Consider the following 20,493-nt stretch of genomic DNA (forward strand, 5'->3'; position numbering starts at 1 on the left):
AGCCTGACTCTGATTGCGGCTGCCTCGCGAAGCAGTACTTTTCACAGAATGCATCGCCGAGAATTTGCTCAAGATAATGGATTTCTCAGTCGTGATTACCGCAATTCGCTCGGCATTTCGGCCAAATTCTGCGCCTCTCATAGCTAGTCCGCAGGATTGCTGCGGCAGTTGGATCAGGAGCGATTAAAGCAAGTGCTTAAAGCACGGTCAGCCTGCGAGCCGTGGGCGCTGCATCCCCCTTGCATTATCAAACGGCAGCAATACGGACGCTTCCGGCTTGCAAGACCCTGTCACAGCAGACGATTGCAGCACTCATGCACCTCACATCAGCAAGTCAGCAGCGTCGCGGATGGCAGCATAGATTTCATCAAGATCGGTCGCCGTTACGCAGTAAGGGGGCATCACGTAGATCGTATTACCAAGCGGGCGTAACAGCAGATTCCGCGATTGGAAGAAAGCCAAAAGCTTCGGCCCGATGTCCGCCAGATAGCCGGCATCGCTCGTGTTGAGTTCAAGCGCTGTGACTGTTCCTGTGCGCCGGACGTTTGCGAACCGTGAATCGTCGCAAAATGGCGCGAGTGCCCGTTCTTGCATCCTGGCCAAGGATGCGACCCGCCGGCGGTAGTCCTGATCCTGCCATAGGTCGAGATTGGCCTTGGCGGCGGCGCAGGCCACTGGATTGGCCGTATATGAGCTCGAATGAAAGAACGTACGCGTGCGATCTTCAGAATAATGCGCATCGAAAATATCGGCACGACAGAGTGTGACGGCGAGCGGCAGCGCCCCAGCCGTGAGGCCCTTCGAATAGCAGGCGATATCGGGCGTGACATCGGCCTGCTCACACGCAAACAAGCTACCCGTCCGGCCCCAGCCCGTCATGACCTCGTCGGCAATGAACAGGACGTCGAAGGCTTCGCAGATCCGCTTCATCTCCCTTAAAACCGAGGGAGAATACATCAGCATTCCACCGGCACCCAATATCAGGGGCTCCACAATAAAGGCTGCGGGATGTTGGTTTCGACAGGCGCTTTCAAGCGCATCGAGCGCTATTTGCTCACGATCTCTTGCCGGGAACGGAATCGAGGTCACCTCGAACATCAGCGCCCCGTAGGCCGCATTGAAGACGCCTCGGCTACCTACCGACATCGCCCCGATCGTGTCGCCATGGTACGAGTGCTGCATCACCACGATTTGGGTTCGCTGTCTTCCGGTATTGTACCAGTAGCCGAGCGCCATTTTCAGCGCGACTTCGACGCTGGTTGACCCGCTATCAGAGAAGAACACATGTTCGAGCGCCGGGGACGTCACCTTCAATAGTTCCGTCGCAACTTGCTCAGCCGGTTCGTGAGTGTATCCGGCGAAGATGATCTGGTTGAGCTTGCCTGCCTGTTCTCGGATCGCGTTCACGATGCGTGGATGGCAATGGCCGTGGGTCACGACCCACCAGGAGGAGATTGCATCGATAAGGCGTCGGCCATCTTCCGTGTAGAGATAAGCCCCCTCTCCCCGCAGCACCTTCGTCATGTCCTGCTGTAGAGCATGCTGCGTGAACGGGTGCCAGATCGGCGACCTCTTCGCCATCTTCATAGGTTCAGGAAATCACTGCCAACAAAGGAGACCTTGAAAGCGGCCTGCAGCCCATCGTTCGTGAGGGGATCAAGCCACGGGAGCCGTCCCAACCAACGCACTCTCCCGATCTCGCAAACCGCGCTTTCAGTTTCTGGGTTTCTTTCGCCAATGAACGCAATTCCAAGGATTCGAATCTGACGCTTCCGCAGAGCCTCTATGGAGAGCAGAGAGTGATTGATTGTGCCCAGTCCCGTCCTCGCGCAAAGCACGACGGGAAGCTGCCAGCGTTCGAAGATGTCGATGTAAAGAGTGCGCGCTGCCAACGGCACCATGAGCCCGCCGGCGCCCTCGATCACGAGTGGCCGCTCGCCCCTGTCCGGCAGTCCAAGTGTCTCTGTGTCTATGCGAACGCCGTCAATCTCCGCGGCGTAATGGGGCGAGGCAGGCGTCCGAAGTCGATAGAGCTCCGGGACAATGCGATCGGACGAGAGGCCGCCGAGGCGGCAGACGCACTCGGAATCGGTCTCTTGTTCGAGTCCAGCCTGGACCGGTTTCCAGTAATTCGCGCCGAGCAGGCCAGCGAGTCCTGCGGAAAATACCGTTTTGCCGACCCCGGTGTCCGTACCGGTCACGACGATCCGATTATTGATCAAAACGACCCCCTCGTCACCTCAACAAGCGCATCGAGCATTGCGCACACGTCCGCTTCCCCAACATTGAGCGTCAACGAAATTCGCAAACGGGCGGTGCCTGCTGGGACGGTTGGCGGCCGAATTCCGCGGATGTCGAAGCCGCGCGCCTGCAGAGCAGAGGCAATTCGCATTGCATGAGCATTGTCACCGACGATATACGGCACGATCTGAGAGGTCGACGGCGTGTGCAAACCAAGGGAGGTGATCTGCCGATGCGCGAACGCAACGAGCTTGGCCAGCCGTTGCTGCCGCTCCGGCTCCTTCTGTAAGATGAGGAGTGCCTCTCGAACGGCAACGGCCATCAATGGTGATGGGGCAGTAGTAAAAATAAATGGACGGCAGCGGTTGACCATGAAATCGCGCAGGATGCCGGAGGCCGTAACAAGTGCACCCGCCGCACCGAGCGCTTTGCCGCAGGTATGAACGACGATGAGATTGTCGCGCCTGTCATAAGGAGCCGTGAGCCCTCGTCCCTGATGCCCGTAAGCACCTGTGGCATGAGCCTCATCGACGATCAGAAACGCGTCATGGCGATCGGCGATTGCCACCAGCTCTTCGAGTGGAGCGAAGTCGCCATCCATGCTGTAGAGACTTTCGGCCACAATCCAGATGCGGCCCGCTCCACCTTTGGTTCGCCACTCGCGAATTGCGTCTTCGACTGACTGGGGATCATTGTGCGCGTGAACTCGGTACTCTGCGCGGCCGGCTCGCGCCCCTTCGTGAATACTGGCGTGTACGAGCGAATCGAGAACGAGCAGATCGCCGCGCTGCGGCAGCGTTGTCAGGAGGGCAAAATTTGCGATGTAGCCGCCTCCAAAGAAAAGCGCTGCCTCCGCGCCAAAGAATTGAGCCGCTTCCGTTTCGAGCCGTTCATGCTCCTCGCAATTGCCGCGCAGAAGCCGCGACCCGCCGGCTCCAACCGGAGTGCCCGCCTCGAGCGCGGCGACCACCGCCTTTTTGACGCGCGAGGCGCTCCCGAGCGCCAGATAGTCGTTTGATGCGAAATCGATCCCCACGCGCGGCTTGAGGCAGCGCAGCCGTTTATCTTCGTTCAAGGCATTCAACGCTGCGATGTAGGGAGTAAGTTTGGCTCTTTGGATTGACCGCATTCATCACTCCCCGAATCGCATCAAATCACGCAAAAAAAATGCGTTGGCCGTTTAAGAAGGAAGGATCGCCCTTGAGCTTCAACTTGCCAGGATGCGATTGTCTCCGTCCACACGCACAATACGTGGCTTGAATATCTTTGCTTCGGCCTCGTCGAATGAGGCATATGCAACGATAATGATCTTGTCTCCGGGCATGGCCAGTCGTGCGGCCGCGCCGTTCAGGCTTATCGTGCCGGACCTCGGCGGCGCCTCGATCACGTAAGTGGCAAAGCGCGTCCCGGTTTCGATATTGTAGATTTCGACGCGCTCGTTGATCACCATTCCTGCTGCCTCAAGGAGCGTACGATCTATCGAGATCGAGCCTTCATAGTGCAGATCAGCTTCGGTCACTGAGGCGCGATGGATTTTACCCTTCATCAAAGTAATCTGCATTTCTCACCTAGGCTGGATGTAGGGGCAACATATTGCGCGCACTGCTTCCGTCAGGCGAGCCCCGACGTGATGCCGAGCCGGGCAAGCAAATCCGCGTCGCGATCAACTTTCGGGTTTTTGGTCGTCAAGAGCACGTCGCCGATGAAAATTGAATTTGCACCGGCCAAGAAGCAAAGCGCCTGCAATTCATCGGTCATGTATTGCCGCCCGGCGGACAACCGAACCACACTCCCCGGCATCATGATCCGCGCGGTCGCCAGCAGCCGGACCAGCGCGATCGGATCCGGAGGCCGCGCGGTGTCTTCCACCGGCACGCCTTCGATCTTGTTCCACAGGTTGATGGGCACGCTTTCGGGATGGCGGGGGAGATTGGCGAGCAGCACGAGCATACCGAGGCGGTCCTCGACCTGCTCGCCCATGCCGATGATCCCGCCGCAGCAGATCTTGATGCCGGCATCGCGCACATGCGCCAGCGTATCGATGCGGTCCTGCAGGCTGCGGGTAGTGATGATCTTGCTGTAAAACTCGGGGGATGTGTCGACGTTGTGATTGTAGAAGTCAAGGCCGGCCTCGGCGAGGCGCGTGGCCTGGTTCGGTGTCAGCATGCCGAGCGTGACGCACGTTTCCATGCCGAGTCCCTTGACCGCATTGACCATGTCGCAGACGGAATCGAGATCGCGATCTTTTGGAGTGCGCCAGGCCGCGGCCATGCAGAAGCGCGTGGCGCCCGCATCCTTCGCGCGCCGCGCGGTCGCAACCACATCGGCGCAATGCATCAGACGGGTGGCTTTCAGGCGGGTTTCGTAATGCGCGCTTTGCGAGCAGTAACCGCAGTCTTCCGGACAGCCGCCGGTCTTGATGCTGAGCAGGCTTGCAGTTTCGACGTGGTTTGGATCGAAGTGCTTGCGGTGAGCGCGCTGCGCCTGAAGCATCAGGTCGGCAAAAGGAAGGTCGTAGAGCGCCTTAGCCTCCTCGAGGTTCCAATGATTACGAACCTGCGCCCCGTCGCCTGTTTCCTTCCGTTGGATTTGCGCAGCAGCATCCATAACCTATCCCGCCAATTGTAGATAATCGCGTGAATTATCTATAGTCATCGCTCTCCAAGAGATGCTAATCGAGCTGCCTCGCAAATGCACCGGTTATTGCGGTAGATAATCTATGATCGCTGCTGACAACATGACGACCGTCGCGCGCATCGCGGACTCGATCGCTGAGCGCATTATCAGCGGCGCCCTAGAGCCAGGCGCGCCACTCCGCCAGGATCACGTTGCACGAGAATTCAATTCCAGCCACGTCCCGGTGCGCGAGGCCTTTCGGCAGCTGCAGGCTCAACATCTTGTTGTCGCTGTGCCGCGTCGCGGTGTTCGGGTTGCCCCGCTCGATACCCGGTCAGTGAAGGAGATCGCCGAAATGCGCGCCGCGCTGGAAGTGGTGGCATTGCGCCATTCGGGGCCTAGGCTCACAACAGCTCATTTGGCTCGGATCGAGCTCGCTTTGATCGAAGGGGACAATGCAAAGACGATCGAGGAGTTTGAGATGGCCAACCGCGCCTTTCACCAAGCCTTGGTCGCGCCGTGCGGAATGCCGCGTCTGCTCGCGAGCCTCGACGGACTGCAGCTTGCCAATTCTCGATTGGTGTTCGCGACGGCGCGATCGGTCGGCTGGCGACCGCGCTCCAATCAAGATCACCGCCTGATTCTGCAAGCCTTGCGAACGCGCAACATCGATCAAGCCTGTAATCTGCTGACGCGGCACATTCAAACCATTGAACGCCTTATCCTTCCGGCGTCCTGAGCAAATCTGGCAAGCTTCATTGCGGATCGCCGACGATCGCAAGTGACGAGCATGCAGCAAGTCACTAGCCTCATTGCAACGGGCTCTATTCCCAGATAGTTATGCCCCCCGCTAGCGACATCTCCGGACGGCCATGATTCGTCACATCGTCTTCTTCAGCGCCAAGGACAAGGCGCATATCGACCAGATCATCGAAGGTCTTTCGCTTCTCACCGCGATACCACATGCGCGCCGGCTTGAGGTTGCCCGCAACCGCAAGACCGATCAGCTCGGCAACGATATTGACATCGTGGTCTATGGTGAGTTCGACAGTGAGACGGAGTTAGCAGCGTACAAAACACACGATCTCTACCAGGAATCGATCAAACGGGTGCGACCGCTCCGCGAGCTGCGGTTCGCGGCCGACTACGATGTATCAAAAGATACCCCTTTCGCCTCGACGGCAGGATGATCGAGGTGCTGTGGCAGCATAGGTCAACCGCCGGCTTAATTTGGCAACGGCCTCAAGTTTCGTGCCATCGCAGACAGGCGTCGCTCTCATCGGGTGGGGCAACAGATGGAACGTCAGCAGCCGGTGACCGTTAAGTCGATGTACGTCCGCGAGTTGCAGTGGATTGACCCTGTCACAGCGATGCGACGTCTTGGGCATCGATCGCATCTCACGTTTCTCGATAGCGCAGCAAGGCACGAGCTGCTTGGGCGCTACTCATATGTAACGTGCGACCCGTTCAGCACCTATAGGGTCGCGAACGGCCAAGCCAGTTGGAACGGACTGACTCTCAAGGCCGATCCATGGAAGGTCCTTCGCACGCTACTCGCGAAGTACCCGCAAGAGCATCGTCCCGATCTCCCGCCATTCCAGGGAGGAGCGGCAGGTTACCTTGCCTACGACATGAACAGGACATTGGAGCGATTGTTTGCGCCGGCAATTGCCGGTCTGGGTTTGCCCCAATCCATCCTGCATTTCTATGACGTGGTCATCAGCTTCGACCATCGGGATAACAAATGCTGGATCGTCTCGACCGGATGGCCGGAGCACGATCGCGTGCGACGGAGCGAGCGAGCGCGTCGTCGAGCTGATGAGTTTGCAGCATTCCTTGACCGTCCAGTGGCGCCACAGAATGGTTGTGCCAGCAAAGCGGGCGCTTGGAGCTCGAACTTCAGCCGCGAGGGCTACATTGCGGCGGTACAACGCGTGATCGACTTGATCTTGGCGGGTGACGTGTTCCAGACGAATATTGCGCAGCGTTTCAGCACCCGCCTGCCGACCTCATTTGATCCCCTCGCCTTCTATTGCCAGCTACGATCACTGAATCCGGCGCCTTTTGCGGCCCTGTTGCGATGGGGAAAGCTGACCATCGCATCAAGTTCGCCGGAACGATTCCTGAAACTTAACGAGCAACAAGTCGAGACACGACCCATCAAGGGCACGATCGCGCGTTCGCCTGATTTCAATGAAGACCACCGCCGTGCGGCTGTTCTCCTCGCTTCCGAAAAGGATCATGCCGAGAACACGATCATTGTCGACCTTTTGCGAAACGATCTGTCACGCGTTTGCACTGCGCATTCGGTCGAGGTTCCGGCTCTGTGCAATCTCGAGTCCTATGCCTCGGTGCACCATCTCGTGTCGATCGTTACGGGGGAACTTGCCGGAGGGGAAGACGCCGTTAGCCTGCTCCGTGCTTGCTTTCCCGGGGGCTCCATTACGGGAGCGCCAAAGGTGCGGTCAATGGAAATTATTACAGAAATCGAGCGCATAGCGCGAGAGGTCTATTGTGGGGCGATCGGCTTCATCGGCTTCAACGGGCACATGGACACAAGTATTGCGATCCGCACTGTCACCATCGACGGTGACCTGGCTGTGTTTCATGCGGGCGGTGGTATAACGGCCCTGTCGGAGCCCGTGGCCGAATACAAGGAAACGCTCGCCAAGGCAGAGCGACTCTTTGATGCATTTGGTTCTGAACCAGCTGGTGCATTTTGATTGTCATCATCGATAATTACGATTCCTTCGTGTTCAACATTGCCCGCTATTTCCACAAGCTCAGTGAAGCAACGGAAGTGATCCGAAACGACGCTATCAGCATCGGCGAGCTCGTTGGTCTCAACCCCCGCGCGGTGGTCATATCGCCCGGCCCCTGCACCCCAACTGAGGCAGGAATATCGACAGCAGTGGTTCGCGAACTTTCAGGACGCGTACCAATTCTCGGCATCTGCCTTGGACATCAGTGTATCGCGAGCGTTTTCGGAGGACGGGTGACGCGTGCGCATCGGCCCATGCACGGTCGGCGCTCCTACGTTGCGCATGACGGCCGAGGGTTATTCAAGGGGCTGCCCACCCCGCTTGGCGTCGGGCGCTACCATTCTCTTGTCGCAGAGCTTGATCAGTCATGTGCGCAGAACCTCAGAGTGACAGCGCGTTCCGAGGAAGGCGAGATCATGGCCCTCACGCACGGCTATTATCCCACCTATGGCGTCCAGTTCCATCCCGAGTCGATCCTTACCTCACAGGGCCACGTCCTGCTTATGAACTTCTTGCGACTGGCAGAGGATTTCCGAAACCACGCCAAGCAATGAGAGGCTCGGCCTGCCCATCAAGATGGTGGACCGTTGGTTTCCGACGTGGTTGGAAGGCGCAGCGCCATATGGCACGCATTTTGTGGTAATCAGCGCTGTTCTGTGCTCGGCTCCGCAGTCAGCGGCGCGCCTCCGACAGACACCGGACCTTGCGGTTTCGAGGGCCGGACGTCTCTCTTGGCTGACTTGGATGTGGAGCGCACGGGCGGCGGGGAAACAGCAGGAGCAGGAGAAGCAACAGGGGCCGGATTCTGCAGCTCCTCGATTCTTTGGGTCAGGGCTGCGATCCGATCCGAGACCCGCTTTAGCTCGGCTTGCTGCGCATCGACGTTGCGATTGAGCTCCGCAATTTCATCGGCTGTCTTCTGCTGCCCCGATTGGATCCCTATAAGGACGTCCCTATCCTCAGGTGACAAGCCGAGCGTGGGAGGGACGACTTCGTGCGCCGGCGGTGCCTCGGCAAACGATTCGATATTCCTCAAAAGATAGGCTCCTCCGGCACAAAGAGCCAGCAACACGGCTAGAAGAGCAAAGATCCACCGAAAGCCTTTCGACGGTCTCTGCAGGACCGGCGGCAACTCCGATGCTTGGGGTTGATCCGTCACAGCCACACCCGCTCTCATCATCTTGATCTGCTTTGGTTGTTCGTTGCCGCGATAGCAGAAGATCGTCAAGAGCTGCCGCGAGCCGTACCCCCCGCTGCATCGTTTCAGCAATGTTGTCCCCGAAGCCGGGTCTTGATCGCATCAGGATTTTTACAGGTAAATAGTGAGGGCCGATAAAGAGATTACCCGTGCAGCACATTCATACCTGCTTGCTCTTGACGGGTCCGTCTCACCGAAAGACTGTGCGTGTCGGGGATTCGCCAGGTGAGGCTTCCAGCGCTCCTGTGCCTGATTGTTCGAGGTGTGATAGTTTGTCGCGCCGAAGTTAAGTTCGGCGCAAAAATGCTGCGCAATGCACACACAAAAACGCGTGATGCGAGCGCAACCATAAGACTAACTATATCGTTCGATGGAGAGGGACTTACGTTGTTAGTGCAATTGCACGAAACCGAGCCAGGAGATCAAGTCCACCGTTCAGAACGACGGGCACTACATGAATTCGAGGAATCGGATCCCTATGGATGCCTGAGCAGATCATCTGCAACCGCTGGGTCTCCATACGTGGAAAACCATACCAGCGCTCCTGTCCGGCTGCGTACCGTCTTGCGTGAGGTTCTCGCAGAGATCCTAGCGCGCCAAAAGGTCCACTGCGGGATCTAAATGAACGCAAATGCGAGCAGGCTAGAGCAAAGCAGCGCAAGGCCCGCGGCGGTCAGCGCCAACAGGCTGCCGGACACAATGTCATGATTGCGCATGAACAGTCCTTCATGGCGCCCGGAAGCAGCACGAGGGGCTGCCTTCGCGGTGAATAGCCAACCACCCGGATTACTAATCAAACTCGCTGCACTATTCCTGCGGTCTGCAAGGGAAAATGCATTTTTTGAGCGCAATCGTCCCGCTGTTCGGCGGCTACCGGCGAGAACGAACGAGTATCAAAATTTGTGAGGTGTTTGCTGGCCAACAGGCTGTGTGGGTGGGGATGCCCCGTAAGAGCCGCTCCCCCAAAGCATGGGATGTGAGCCGTTTCATAATTGCGATATATCGTTTCGAGTAATCCTTGTTGCATGCGCGCTCTCCTAATCCTCCTCGCGGCTTTTACGATCATCTTGGCGGCACGTGACCGGCACCAAAATGGCTTCGTGCCACGCCCGACGGCATCCATGCCCCCGGTCGACGTGCCGTAACCCAGGCACCTGCCTCTGTCCGCAAAAACGACTTGACGCACTTCATTGGGCAACCACTCAGACCCATACGCGATCTGCACCGCTGCTGTAGGCAGCACATCTTCCGCCCTAGCGCGGTTACAGCCACGTCATTCTGTCATTGCGGAACTGGCTTAGCGGCACTTAAGTCCGGCAGCGCAGGCCCAAGCTCACGGAGCCGATTGGCACACCTCGCTGGCCGCCATCTCAAACTGGGCGGACGACTACAAATTCTACATCGGAAGGAAAGGATACTTGCTGCTGGCATTTCGTAGACATCCACATCGAGCGTCGACATATGACGTCGCTCTTGATTGCAAGGACGAACACGACCAGGGAACTTGCATCCTCGACGGTCTCCCGGCGGCGATTGCGATCCTCAAAGACAATTCGAGCTCTGAGGAAGAAAGTTGCGCGGGCTAAAGCTCGCTGTCCATCTGGCTCGGGACCTGCAGCAGCATTGCACGCAAGCGAACATAACGGCGATCAAGACGGGTAACAAACTGCATGTCATCTTGCACGCGAAGCGATCCGACGGCACGTCATATACGCGCGCGCCGACATTCCACAGCATGTGCTCGCCACTCCAACACAGCTCAATCCGGCTTCTTAACTCAGGAGTTGGAGCCTGTGGAGCCCAAGGTGCGGTTCATTCGGCCACTGCATCCGGATGCGAAGAAGACCGATGCCATACCACAAGCGGCCACTCTATCGAGTCGTTTAACTAGTCTCGTATCGAGTCACCTGGGCGCCCCGCGCTCCGGTTCCGGCAAAAGGATACCCTGGATAGCCGCTAAAAGCGGAACCTAACAGGGACTTGCAGAACGCAGGCGTGAGCTTGCCGCGATGGATCACGACATCTTCGTGACCCGTTGCAGCTCGAGCGTTCTGCCAGAGGCGATTGTAGCCGCGCTGTTCGTTGGATTTCACGTGGCAAGCGGCGAACTCGGTGTCATCCAATGTCGTTAACTGCCACGCATAGGCCGGCCGCTTCGTATGGATGTGCACCCACATCGGATTTGGCACCGTACCATTGTCCAGTGGCGCAGGCTGCAGCTTGATCTCGAACAGCTTCCCTGGCTCGCCCTTCAACGCGCGCGGTGGCTCCAAGGGAGCCAACTCCTCGGCCGCCTGCAACCCTTCGAGGTACTTCTGCGAGGGAAACGCATAGGTCTTCATGCAATCGATCTCGATCGAAGCCTTTTGCGCCTTCGAAGTACGTGCCTGCCCCTTAACCTCCGACCACATCGCCTTGAGGCGGACTATTTTTCTTTGCACTTCGGGCACTTGCATAGGCGTGAGTAGGACGCGTCGGCGATGTTCGTCCAGCGCGGCTACACAGGCCTCAATCTCCGCGGATTGGCTCTGCAGCCGCTCAACCACGGTGTCCACGACGTGCTCGGCATCTTCGGGCTTCATGTGGCGCGCTTGCGAAATGGCTCTTTGCTCACTGGGCAGATCGAATTGCAAGAGTTCGTCCAATCGCGCGAGCAGGCGCGTCAGTGTCTCCTTCGATGGCGCAGCCTGCCACATCGCCAAGTGTTCCCTCGCCGACGATGACATCCTCGTATGCGCCTCCTCCGCGCTCGCGAGTCGCTTCGTGCCCAGATCCGAGAGCACAATAACCTTGGTGGTTCGCGTCGTGTCGGCGTCGGGCCTAGCGAGCTGCGGCCCGGCTGCCGAACTCCCCGCACCTCCGGCCTGCCTCCGCTTGCCCTTCCCTTTCCTGCGCGCTGGACTGCCTTCGGCCGCCGGGTCGTTGCCGGCAGCGTCGGCCGGTAACGCAAGGCCAGCCTCCGTTGGCGGTGCAATGATGGCTGTTGTCTTCGGCTGCACTGCTAGCAGGCGCATGACTTCATGGGCAGTGACCCACGATCCTTCCACGATCTGATCCAACAGATCCAACGGAAGCTCGGGACTTGCTCCCTTGTTCCTTAGCTCGGCAACCATGTTAGGCAACGCCGACGCAAATTCCGATAGCCGCTCCATGACCCCTTCCAGAACGGCGCAGTGCTCTGCGTCGAGGGCTTGTCCTTTGCTGTTCAGAACAGCGTCGCCCGTTGAGAGGAATGCCGGAACAACATCGCCCATGAAGGTTCCGAGTAGACGTGCCCGACCGTTCTCACCCAAGAGGATTTGCCTGACGGCCGGGTCGAGCGTGCTCGCGTGCGACTCAATCATGACCCGCGCGAGAAGGACTTGCGATTGCAGATGCACGCACCTCGTATTCAGTGCCCAGCCGGTATGCAGCCGTAGTGTCGCCTGTTCGGCCTGTCGCATTTCGGCCGTTGCACTTGGCAAGTTGGCAGTTGCTGCGCAGACGGACTGCATCCGTTCAGACCGCAATGCCTTCTTTTCCCACCAGTCCGTGCAGGCCAAATAGTGTTTCGCCACACTGGAAGCCCCTCGGATCAGTTGGTCGGGCGGAGCATTGGATTGGCGCATCCGCTCGAGTATCTTTCCCGCATTCTCCCTACGCTGCTCCAAGGCGTAGATAGTCGGTGCGGCCAGCGCGTTGCATTCGTTCCCCGCATCCAGAGTCCGGTCACGAACCCGGCGAGCCTGATCTTGGGACAGAATGCTGCGCGCCACATCTGGAGACAGGCTCGCGTAGTAGTCCAGAACTGCTGCGCCTGCTTTGACAACCTGATCGATCAGCTCTTGCGCCTCAGACGAGCTCTGAGCGCCCATGGCAGCACTGTGGCAAGCATCAAGTTCCTCAAGCAGGCCGTCCATATTTTGTTTCGCTGCGTTGATCCCCTCACCGCTTGAGGAAATGGGGACCGCCACACCCGAACCTGAGGGCACGCTCGCGAGCGTCGCCATTCTATCTTCAGGCGCTAAGCACATCCGCTCCAAGACGGAGTTGAAAACTCGGTGGCGTTCCGCAGGGACAAAATTTGGCTCCGAATGCGCACTGCTCGATCCCGACGTGCTGTCGGCTCCTGCAGCCCCAACGTGCGGTTCGCCAGGTCGGCCAATGCCCGTCATGTTCCATCTCCCATACGGTCAACAATGCGCAGCGTCCCTGGATAGGCCGCCTGGCTGACGGTTGGCTGACGAAGGATGCTCTCCGGACGCACAACCCCGCCGTCCGAGTTCCAATTTCATGGAAGCTGTTGTGGTGCTGAGGCAGCAATATCGGATGGCCCATAAGGTGCGGGATCGTCGATTGTAGCGCCTGTCCGCATTCCGTTGCCTCGCCCTGACCAGTATGGAAATCTGCGCTGCCAGAAATAGCCCTGCCAAAGTCATTCCCGAATACCGAAAGCCGTCGAGCATGGCGAACCGCAGGCCGATTTTCAGACTTGAGGCAGCAGCAAAGCTCTTACTAACCGGGAGGAGATGCCATTGTTCGAGCAACGATTTTCGGATCCAACAATGCGTAGATCTGGCTCGATGTGGAACGTTCCGTCAAGACAACCTCTTCTTCTTGCGTTCGAGGAGCAGAACCTACGTTGCGCAAGTCTTTTTCAGAATAGGACCTCGCTGATGATGCTGACCAGTTAAGCGCACTTAGAATAATAGCGCAGTGAGCGCGCCAAGCACACCGAGCGCCAATCCGATATCGGCGAACCTACCGTTGGCCCGTCTCGAAACAGCTGAAGCGTGATATTTTCGAGCTGCATGTATCCCAGTGCATATCCGAAGACGAGGAGGATACCGCCGAATGGTATCAGCAGAAACATCGGCAAGAGCGTTGTGAGGTCCCCGCCGGCCTGTCCAAACTGCTTTTGAGGCAATCAACGCTGCGAAAGCGCTACTCCAAAGAAAATGGCGCCCACCGCTCAATCTTCAATGCTGAACTCATCGCCTGACGTATCGAAAGCGCTATCAAGGTGGTCTCCAATCAATGGGCTGCATCTCCTGGCTGCCTTGGACAGCTTGGCCGTCGATCTACACGATGCATGCACATGATCCGAGGCTGGCGGCATGAGCCTGAACACGACCGCGGTCCGGATCAAGGTGACCTCAAGGATGTGAAACCGGAGGTGACGCGGTGCCTTGTCGTGCCGCTCACGCTGCGCCTTGATCGGCTGCATCTGACGCTTCAGGCGGCGTTTGGCTGGACGAACAGCCATCTCTTCGAGTTCCTGGCCGGCGAAGGACGTCGGGGTATCTGATCCCGAAGGAGATTTTGGCAATCAGCCCGCAAGACGCGGCTCTTCAATGTCGATCAGGAGACCGGCGCGAAGACGGTCCATTATCTCTATGACTTCGGCGACAGCTGAGACCAAGTGATCACACTCGAAAAATGGTTCGACATCACGACGATAGAGGGACTTCCCTCCTGCTCGAGGACGTCGGCGGTGCGCCCGGCTATGCCGACTACCTCGATGCCAGCGGCGACCCTATTCATCTGGAACATGAAAATATGCGCCTTTGAGGTCCGCACAGTTCGACCCCAACGTCGTCGGCCCGAAGATGCTCGAGGCCGGCGTTAACGCATTGTCAAAAATTTGGAAGCCGTCAAGCGTCAATCATCAAAAGGCCCGCAGAGCTACGCTTAGAGTCCGCTTACCGGTCTGGCAAGCCAAGTTGGCAATGAGAGGCGAGGAGCTTCAGCTCGCTCACTTCAGCCGGAGTGAGTTTCTGGCTGAGGGACCGCAGCGCTTGTCTTGCCGCCTTGGGACCAACCCGGCAAGCCCGCGCACCTTCCAGGGCTTGCGAGGGATAGCTGCCAACCGGGCGCATGCTTGAGCTCCACCATCCGCTTGCCGATGTAAAGCTCACGAGAAGGACCGGACATTAGATATAATCTAGCATCCCAACGGAGCAATCGCGGTTGCTGCCACAGTGCAGATAACAGCAGACCTCCTCAGCGTTCCCGAGGTCCCCACTTAACGAGTAACGCACATTTGCTCTGTATGAAGTCCAACATCAGCGGAACAGGCAGCCGCAATAGTGCGGCCGGCACCGGCCAGAGGAATGAAATGAATTTCAGAACTGTCGAAGAGCTCGAGCTAAATGATCTCGAAGTATCTCCGACGTTCAAAGTCGGTGACCTGATGTTGAACCGCTTCCCATTCCCAACGGCGCGAGCAAGAAAACGCTTCAACAAACCTTTCTCCGAAGATAGCACTTGCCGCTGCAGACTCTGCAAACCGAGAAGTTGCCTCTGATAGGCTTTGAGGCAGTCTCGCGGACGGAGGACACATTTGCGCGCTTGCATCACCGATGATCGAAGCCGGTAGTGCCGGACCTGTCTCGACACCCAATACTCCCGAACCAATCGCACATGCGAGCGCGAGATATGGGTTCAGGTCTGCGCCAGGTAGCCTATACTCCAGGCGATGGGAAGATGGCTCTCCCGGAATGGCGCGAACCGCGCAGGAGCGGTTGTCAACTCCCCAGCTTGGACAGATTGGTGCCCAGCAGCCAGGCACTAATCTCTTGTAGCTGTTGAAGTTCGGCGCAGCGAGCACACAGAACTCATTCATGTATTCTAGTTGTCCGGCGATGAATTGCCTCATAAGCTTCGAGACGTTGCCGAACGCATCGCTGTCGTAAAACGCATTCTGACTATCCGAGAACATCGAGATGTGAATATGCCCGGACTGGCCGGGCCATTCCTCGGAAACCTTGGCCATGAATGTAGCCATCATGCCTCGCGTTTGCGCCCAGGCCTTCATCATCGACTTGAACATGGTTGCTCGATCGGCAGCTTCCAGCGCATCACAATGACGAAGTGACGCTTCGACCACGCCAGGTCCCGTTTCAAAGTGCAGTCCGCTGAGAGGTATTCTAGCCTTCTCACAAAGCGCCAAGATCTCATCGAACAGCTCATGTTGCGCGACAGAGCGCGCAATCGAGTAGCCGAACGGGCCCCGAGTTAAAGGAGCCCATTCGCCGAACGGCTTTTCTTCAATCGTCTCTGCGTTCTCCTTAAACAGCATGAATTCAAACTCGAACCCGGCAGTGCAGTCGTATCCGTGTTCAGCAGCCCTTCGCAGGACCTTACGCAAAATACCGCGCGGGCAGATGTCCTCATGTGCGCCCGTGAACTCCGCGAGGTAGAGATATTGATCGCCGATATGAGACACCGAACGGCCGGTGCCTGACAGAATACGCAGGTCAGCATCTCCGAACGCTGATAGCGGCTTTTGCGTGAAACTGGCCGGAATGACTCGGTCCGCGCAATCCCACGCCAGCACCGCTTCAGAGAACTTGATAACTTTATCTCCATCCGAGAGATCTTCACCCAAGACGTGTTTGCCTCGCAGAACGCCATCGAAGTCGCTTACGCCGACCATCGCCGCGCGGGCTGAATTCGCTCCGGTCAACCTGGGATCAGTTGGCATTAGCCGCGGTCCTGCATCACTAAATCGAACAGCTGGTCCATCCGCATTGCTCGCAACTTGCGATAGTCATTCTCAAGCTGAGTCAAGTCGCTATTCACGAGATAAACGATGCCTGGTGTTGACGCCAAGTCGATCGTGGGAACTAGCTCTTGACCAATCGGAACGAATGCAATGGCATCCGCGAAGCTTGGGAGCTTGCGGATTGCTTCGAGTCCCGGGTAACCGGCAACGACACCGCCCATATCTGAGATCAGCGAGACGCAAAGTGCGTGAGCCTGCCGCTTGTAGGGCCCGCGCAGCCTCATATATTCACCAAAGCCCATGGGATCTGCGTACCGCCAGGCCGTCAGACTCATGTGGTTGTGCCCCAACGCCATCGTTCGTGCTTTTGCCGACATGGTCCCTTGAAGCCTCGCTCCGAAGTCCACCAGAACCGGTCCGCGATGATCGACGATGATCTCAGCATGAGCCGGTCCGTTGACGATCTGTAGTGCCTGCAGCGCATGCACCAAGTAGTCGGAAAGTTCCTGAACGATTGGTTCGCTGCCCCCCAACAATCTCTCGAGTGAGCAGACCGATGACGCCCTTTCAATAGGAACCGTGTCATAGGTCCAGGCCTCCGTAACGAAGGCTTCCCCGTCGATCGAGACGGCATTTACGGTGTATTGCTGGCCGTTTATTTTTTCTTGCCCAAGGGCAACACGATTCAGCGCTCCGACACGGTTCGTCTTCCCGACAATTGCGCTTACAGCGCGTTGAATATCAGCATCTGTCGAGCAGAAGAATACATCCTCGGTACCCGTACTGTTCAGGGGCTTGATCACGATCTGATCGAACTTCGCTTCACGCTTCCAGCTCGCGATCTCTACAGCACTGTCGGACACGACTTGTCTGATCGATCGAACGCCTGCGGAGGTCAGCGCGCAAGACAATCGCGCTTTGTCACGCCGAGCAGCGGATAGCGCGGTCCCATTTGAAGGTAAGCCCAGCCGCTCCGACAAAGAATCGGCGAGCTCAACTCCGGTCTCGCAGCCCGCGATAACGAACTCGAATTTCCTGCCATCGAGAGCCTGAAGATGATATTCAACGATGTCGTCATACCCCATGTGCTCGCTGGGGCGGATGACTTCATCATACAGATCCGCATTGAAATGCGATTGAAATATGGGCGGAATCTGTGCAGCCGACATCACATGCACCGTCCCAATTCCGTAGCGCTTGAATTCTTCCGGCAGGTATCGGCCGGTAGAGTATGCGTCTACGATTACACAATTCCGTTCTTTCACGAGGATCTCCGATACTGCAAGCAGATGTTGCCGATAGCGACAGCCGTAATGAGAGCATTTCCAATGAACGTATGTAACGAAGGCACGATGCGAGTATCGAAATACTGGAACAGGAAGGTGATGATAGGGGCGGTAGACAGAACCATGTTGACGGTGAAGGGCTCTACGCGGCGAATGCCCTGCTGGATCAAGAGCAAAGGAATAATGATCGTCGACAGCCCAATTGTTGCGATCGCACACCAATGCTGGGAGACCTCAGGCACGATAGATGAATGGTCGACCAGCCCCAGCAGCAAGAGAATCGTTCCGTAGAAGCGATGCGCCAGGACTTGTCGGCCAGAAAACCCACGGTCGAACAGCAGTTTGACAAGTATATTTGTAAGGGCCAGCGATAGGCCGGCCACGATGGCCAGGACGATGCCAAAGGACGATCGCGCCCCCCACTCCACGCCTGCGTTACCGCTGGCCGAGATCCAAATCATGTAACTCCCGATCGTTGCGATCGTAACGCTCACGACAATATCGGATGCTGGAGGGGCACCCTGGCGCCTGATTAGTGCGTTTAGCCACACTGTTGCGGTGGGCCCCAGCGCCACCATGAAGGCGACGACGATCGCAGGTTCGGCGTATTTCAGTCCGATAAATAGCCCGATCCAGCTGATTGCTGTCACGACATTGAGCGCGACGAAGACCAGGAGCGACCATTTCGCCACCGTCGCCTCGCCTCCCTCGTGGCGAGCCAGGAGATTGAACATCAAACAAACCGCAGCAAAGGACAGCAGGAGCGCGACGAACACATCCGCCTGCTGAAAATACGACGCCGCATAAACCTCGCCTGCCGCGCTCACGACGACATAAAGGGCCACAAAGAAAATTCCCAGAGCGAAGCGATTTGCCGATCGCCCACTCTTCCTTCGCCCGCGAGGCGGCGCAGGGCCTTCGCAGGGCCAGGCGCGTGCATCGGCTTCGAGGGAGTGTCCTTTCGACGTGCACGGACCACGCTTGGTTCGAAATGTCACAATCCACCTCTAGTTCTTCTTAGTCTGGTGGTACCCAACACACGCCTCTCCAAATGCCTTGAACAGTTGTTTGCTGAGGAGATCGGTTGAGACGTGCCATTCGGGGTGCCATTGAACGCCGATTTGCAGGGTCGGGGCGCCAATGACCGAAGCCGCCTCGACCAAACCGTCAGGCGCCCACGCCTCACGTCTCAGCGCCGGTGCAAGCGCCTCGATACCTTGATTGTGCAGCGAGTTGACATGCACTTCGATCGTCCGCGTGATTGGAAAGAGCACGCCATCGGAACATATCCTGACGCTGTGCGCGGCGTCGTACTGACGGTCTCTTGGACGATCTGGCTTCTCGGCATGCATCGCGCCGCTTTCCGGCCTCCACTCGGCAAGCGATGAGCGGAGCGTGCCGCCGAAATAAACGTTGAGTTCCTGGAGCCCACGGCAGATGCCCAAAATAGGCATTCCGAGCGCGATGGCGCTCTCTATAGTCACGGCAGAGAGCCTGTCCCGCGGACGGTCGAGGACCCCAACCTCAACATCCTGCCGATCAGCCTCCGTCAAGGACGCAGGCGCTCTCAAGACGGTGGGGTCGATGTTCGATTCATCACCTGTCAACAGCAGGCCGTCGAGCCGGCGCATAATCGCCGGGGCGACCTCCTCCCACGCATCGTCGGCGTCCACCGTCGGCAATATGACGCAAGCCACTCCCGCATGACGATGGAGTGCCTGCAAATACTTGCGCCGCAACCAGTCGCGATGCACACCATCGACCAGAAGACGGTTCGAGGTGACGCCAACCACCGCTCGGGTGCTCTCTGACTCTAGCAACGTCATGCGACCTGCCCTCGCGAGCGAACCTCGGCAACTGACTGCTCATACAAGCGTCGATTTCGCTCCTTCAACTGAGTCATGACGCTAGGCTGACCTTGAGGTCCCTTGACAAAGAGTCCGCCCCAGGTCGCGGCAACCTTCGCGTAGTTCGGATCCTGCATTCGGATTTTCTGAGCTTTGCGCAACAGCCAAAACGGGATACCCGGCGAAAGGTGATGCTCAAGGTGGTACTCATCCAAATTCTGCCCAAGTATGGCCCGTTCGAGGAAATTTCCTTTCCGATTCCGAGTGAGATAGACGTTCTGCGTCTCGGTTTCGCACATAGGTGAGTGCTCGGCGAGCTCGATAAACCAGCCGAGGACCTGAAACGTGGTGAGATAGGGCACGATCCAAAACAGGACGACGATATGGAGCAGCCCAACAGCATATGACCCGGCCAGGATGCTGATCCAGAAGAGATAGAAGCCATACTTGTCGATAAGTATGCCGGAGCGGCTCTGATCCTCGACATCTGTGATCGAAAATCGATTGGTCCAAAGATACTTCAGATACGCCACTGTCGCGCCGCCGAAGATCGGCCTCCAGATCATGTTGAAGGCGTACCGCTCAGGAGGCTGCACGTCGTAAACGCCGCTGGCCAGGAAGAACTTCAGGTCGGGATCCTTGTCCGGGTCTCCAAGATAGGGATGATGCAAATAGACGTGCGAGATCCGGTAGGCCCAGTGGCGCTGGAACAAGGGATAGGAAGCAAACAGAATGCCCAACACGTAGTTCCAGGTCGTGTTCTTCGCGAGCGTGCGGTGAGCCGCATCATGAGCGATGGTTGTCAATCCGCGCTGATAGGCACCAATTAGAAGGACGGCCAGCGGGTAGAGCCACCACGAGACCGACACAGTCGCGAGCGTGCACGCTGTGATGACAGCGTAATCTTTGGCAATATAAGCAGCTCCCGTTATGTTGTCGGGTCTCAGCTCGGAGAGCTGCTTATTGATCTCTCGGCTGAATTGAACGGCCTCATAACGTGATGACCTCAATTTCCAAGCGTCTGCCTGATTCATGAGAACCTCTCCTGATCGCCTTG

17 protein-coding genes are annotated in these 20,493 nt (G+C 57.6%); 5 read left to right on the forward strand and 12 right to left on the reverse strand.

Features of this window, described 5'->3' with window-relative positions; translation table 11 throughout:
- Positions 1-321: 321 nt before the first annotated feature.
- The 5 genes from EAV90_RS13860 to bioB all read right to left on the reverse strand — a co-directional run bounded on the left by EAV90_RS13860 (position 322) and on the right by bioB (position 4,848).
- Positions 322-1,587 (reverse strand): adenosylmethionine--8-amino-7-oxononanoate transaminase, encoded by a 1,266-nt coding sequence (locus EAV90_RS13860; RefSeq protein WP_129143641.1) that lies wholly within the window; start codon positions 1,585-1,587, stop codon positions 322-324.
- Complete coding sequence (bioD, locus tag EAV90_RS13865; protein ID WP_129143681.1) at positions 1,584-2,219, reverse strand: dethiobiotin synthase; 636 nt, start codon at positions 2,217-2,219, stop codon at positions 1,584-1,586. The genes EAV90_RS13860 and bioD overlap by 4 nt, the downstream gene beginning before the upstream one ends.
- Positions 2,219-3,370, reverse strand: a complete 1,152-nt coding sequence (locus tag EAV90_RS13870; protein ID WP_129143642.1) for an 8-amino-7-oxononanoate synthase — start codon at positions 3,368-3,370, stop codon at positions 2,219-2,221. The genes bioD and EAV90_RS13870 overlap by 1 nt, the downstream gene beginning before the upstream one ends.
- A gap of 78 nt (positions 3,371-3,448) precedes the next feature.
- Positions 3,449-3,802 carry an aspartate 1-decarboxylase gene (panD, locus tag EAV90_RS13875; RefSeq protein ID WP_129143643.1) on the reverse strand — a complete coding sequence of 118 codons (354 nt, stop codon included), beginning with the start codon at positions 3,800-3,802 and terminating at the stop codon, positions 3,449-3,451.
- Between the two features lie 50 nt (positions 3,803-3,852).
- Complete coding sequence (bioB, locus tag EAV90_RS13880) at positions 3,853-4,848, reverse strand: biotin synthase BioB (protein WP_129143644.1); 996 nt, start codon at positions 4,846-4,848, stop codon at positions 3,853-3,855.
- A gap of 112 nt (positions 4,849-4,960) precedes the next feature.
- On the opposite strand from bioB, the gene EAV90_RS13885 reads away from it, so the two are divergent.
- The 4 genes from EAV90_RS13885 (at position 4,961) to EAV90_RS13900 (ending at position 8,173) form a co-directional block, all read left to right on the forward strand.
- On the forward strand, positions 4,961-5,596 hold the full coding sequence (locus tag EAV90_RS13885; protein WP_129143645.1) for a GntR family transcriptional regulator: 636 nt from the start codon (positions 4,961-4,963) through the stop codon (positions 5,594-5,596).
- 133 nt (positions 5,597-5,729) lie between these two features.
- Positions 5,730-6,047: a Dabb family protein gene (locus EAV90_RS13890; RefSeq protein WP_129143646.1), complete on the forward strand. Its 318-nt coding sequence runs from the start codon at positions 5,730-5,732 to the stop codon at positions 6,045-6,047.
- A gap of 138 nt (positions 6,048-6,185) precedes the next feature.
- On the forward strand, positions 6,186-7,580 hold the full coding sequence (gene pabB / locus EAV90_RS13895) for an aminodeoxychorismate synthase component I (protein WP_164936925.1): 1,395 nt from the start codon (positions 6,186-6,188) through the stop codon (positions 7,578-7,580).
- Entirely contained in the window at positions 7,577-8,173 is a 597-nt protein-coding gene (locus EAV90_RS13900) for an anthranilate synthase component II (protein ID WP_164936918.1), read from the forward strand. Before pabB ends, EAV90_RS13900 begins: the two co-directional genes overlap by 4 nt.
- 89 nt (positions 8,174-8,262) lie before the next feature.
- Here EAV90_RS13900 and EAV90_RS13905 read toward each other — a convergent pair whose 3' ends face one another.
- Positions 8,263-8,847 (reverse strand): hypothetical protein, encoded by a 585-nt coding sequence (locus tag EAV90_RS13905; RefSeq protein ID WP_245509503.1) that lies wholly within the window; start codon positions 8,845-8,847, stop codon positions 8,263-8,265.
- Between the two features lie 1,853 nt (positions 8,848-10,700).
- Positions 10,701-12,971: a hypothetical protein gene (locus EAV90_RS13910; RefSeq protein ID WP_129143647.1), complete on the reverse strand. Its 2,271-nt coding sequence runs from the start codon at positions 12,969-12,971 to the stop codon at positions 10,701-10,703.
- 923 nt (positions 12,972-13,894) lie between these two features.
- Between EAV90_RS13910 and EAV90_RS40515 the strand changes: the two genes are divergently transcribed.
- A complete protein-coding gene (locus EAV90_RS40515) occupies positions 13,895-14,104 on the forward strand; it encodes an IS1096 element passenger TnpR family protein (protein ID WP_245509504.1) in 210 nt (69 codons plus the stop codon).
- 840 nt (positions 14,105-14,944) lie between these two features.
- Here EAV90_RS40515 and EAV90_RS13925 read toward each other — a convergent pair.
- The 5 genes from EAV90_RS13925 to rtxC form a co-directional block, all read right to left on the reverse strand.
- On the reverse strand, positions 14,945-16,282 hold the full coding sequence (locus EAV90_RS13925; RefSeq protein ID WP_129143648.1) for a glutamine synthetase: 1,338 nt from the start codon (positions 16,280-16,282) through the stop codon (positions 14,945-14,947).
- Positions 16,282-17,568 carry an ATP-grasp domain-containing protein gene (locus EAV90_RS13930; RefSeq protein WP_129143649.1) on the reverse strand — a complete coding sequence of 429 codons (1,287 nt, stop codon included), beginning with the start codon at positions 17,566-17,568 and terminating at the stop codon, positions 16,282-16,284. The genes EAV90_RS13925 and EAV90_RS13930 overlap by 1 nt, the downstream gene beginning before the upstream one ends.
- Positions 17,565-18,434, reverse strand: a complete 870-nt coding sequence (locus tag EAV90_RS13935) for a DMT family transporter (protein WP_245509505.1) — start codon at positions 18,432-18,434, stop codon at positions 17,565-17,567. Before EAV90_RS13935 ends, EAV90_RS13930 begins: the two co-directional genes overlap by 4 nt.
- Positions 18,435-18,596: 162 nt before the next feature.
- The gene (locus EAV90_RS13940) at positions 18,597-19,415 is read right to left on the reverse strand and encodes a gamma-glutamyl-gamma-aminobutyrate hydrolase family protein (RefSeq protein ID WP_129143650.1); all 819 of its coding nucleotides are present in this window, start codon (positions 19,413-19,415) and stop codon (positions 18,597-18,599) included.
- The gene (gene rtxC, locus EAV90_RS13945; protein WP_129143651.1) at positions 19,412-20,470 is read right to left on the reverse strand and encodes a dhydrorhizobitoxine desaturase; all 1,059 of its coding nucleotides are present in this window, start codon (positions 20,468-20,470) and stop codon (positions 19,412-19,414) included. The genes EAV90_RS13940 and rtxC overlap by 4 nt, the downstream gene beginning before the upstream one ends.
- Between the last annotated feature and the right edge of the window lie 23 nt (positions 20,471-20,493).

This window comes from Bradyrhizobium vignae (assembly GCF_004114425.1).
Lineage (GTDB): Bacteria > Pseudomonadota > Alphaproteobacteria > Rhizobiales > Xanthobacteraceae > Bradyrhizobium > Bradyrhizobium vignae.

Coding starts and splice junctions, on each gene's coding strand:
- EAV90_RS13890 (WP_129143646.1), top strand. CDS start 5,730: ATGATTCGTCACATCGTCTTCTTCAGCGCCAAGGACAAGGCGCATATC.
- EAV90_RS13885 (WP_129143645.1), top strand. CDS start 4,961: ATGATCGCTGCTGACAACATGACGACCGTCGCGCGCATCGCGGACTCG.
- EAV90_RS13925 (WP_129143648.1), bottom strand. CDS start 16,282: ATGCCAACTGATCCCAGGTTGACCGGAGCGAATTCAGCCCGCGCGGCG.
- EAV90_RS40515 (WP_245509504.1), top strand. CDS start 13,895: ATGATCCGAGGCTGGCGGCATGAGCCTGAACACGACCGCGGTCCGGAT.
- panD (WP_129143643.1), bottom strand. CDS start 3,802: ATGCAGATTACTTTGATGAAGGGTAAAATCCATCGCGCCTCAGTGACC.
- rtxC (WP_129143651.1), bottom strand. CDS start 20,470: ATGAATCAGGCAGACGCTTGGAAATTGAGGTCATCACGTTATGAGGCC.
- bioB (WP_129143644.1), bottom strand. CDS start 4,848: ATGGATGCTGCTGCGCAAATCCAACGGAAGGAAACAGGCGACGGGGCG.
- EAV90_RS13940 (WP_129143650.1), bottom strand. CDS start 19,415: ATGACGTTGCTAGAGTCAGAGAGCACCCGAGCGGTGGTTGGCGTCACC.
- EAV90_RS13870 (WP_129143642.1), bottom strand. CDS start 3,370: ATGCGGTCAATCCAAAGAGCCAAACTTACTCCCTACATCGCAGCGTTG.
- pabB (WP_164936925.1), top strand. CDS start 6,186: ATGTACGTCCGCGAGTTGCAGTGGATTGACCCTGTCACAGCGATGCGA.
- EAV90_RS13910 (WP_129143647.1), bottom strand. CDS start 12,971: ATGACGGGCATTGGCCGACCTGGCGAACCGCACGTTGGGGCTGCAGGA.
- EAV90_RS13860 (WP_129143641.1), bottom strand. CDS start 1,587: ATGAAGATGGCGAAGAGGTCGCCGATCTGGCACCCGTTCACGCAGCAT.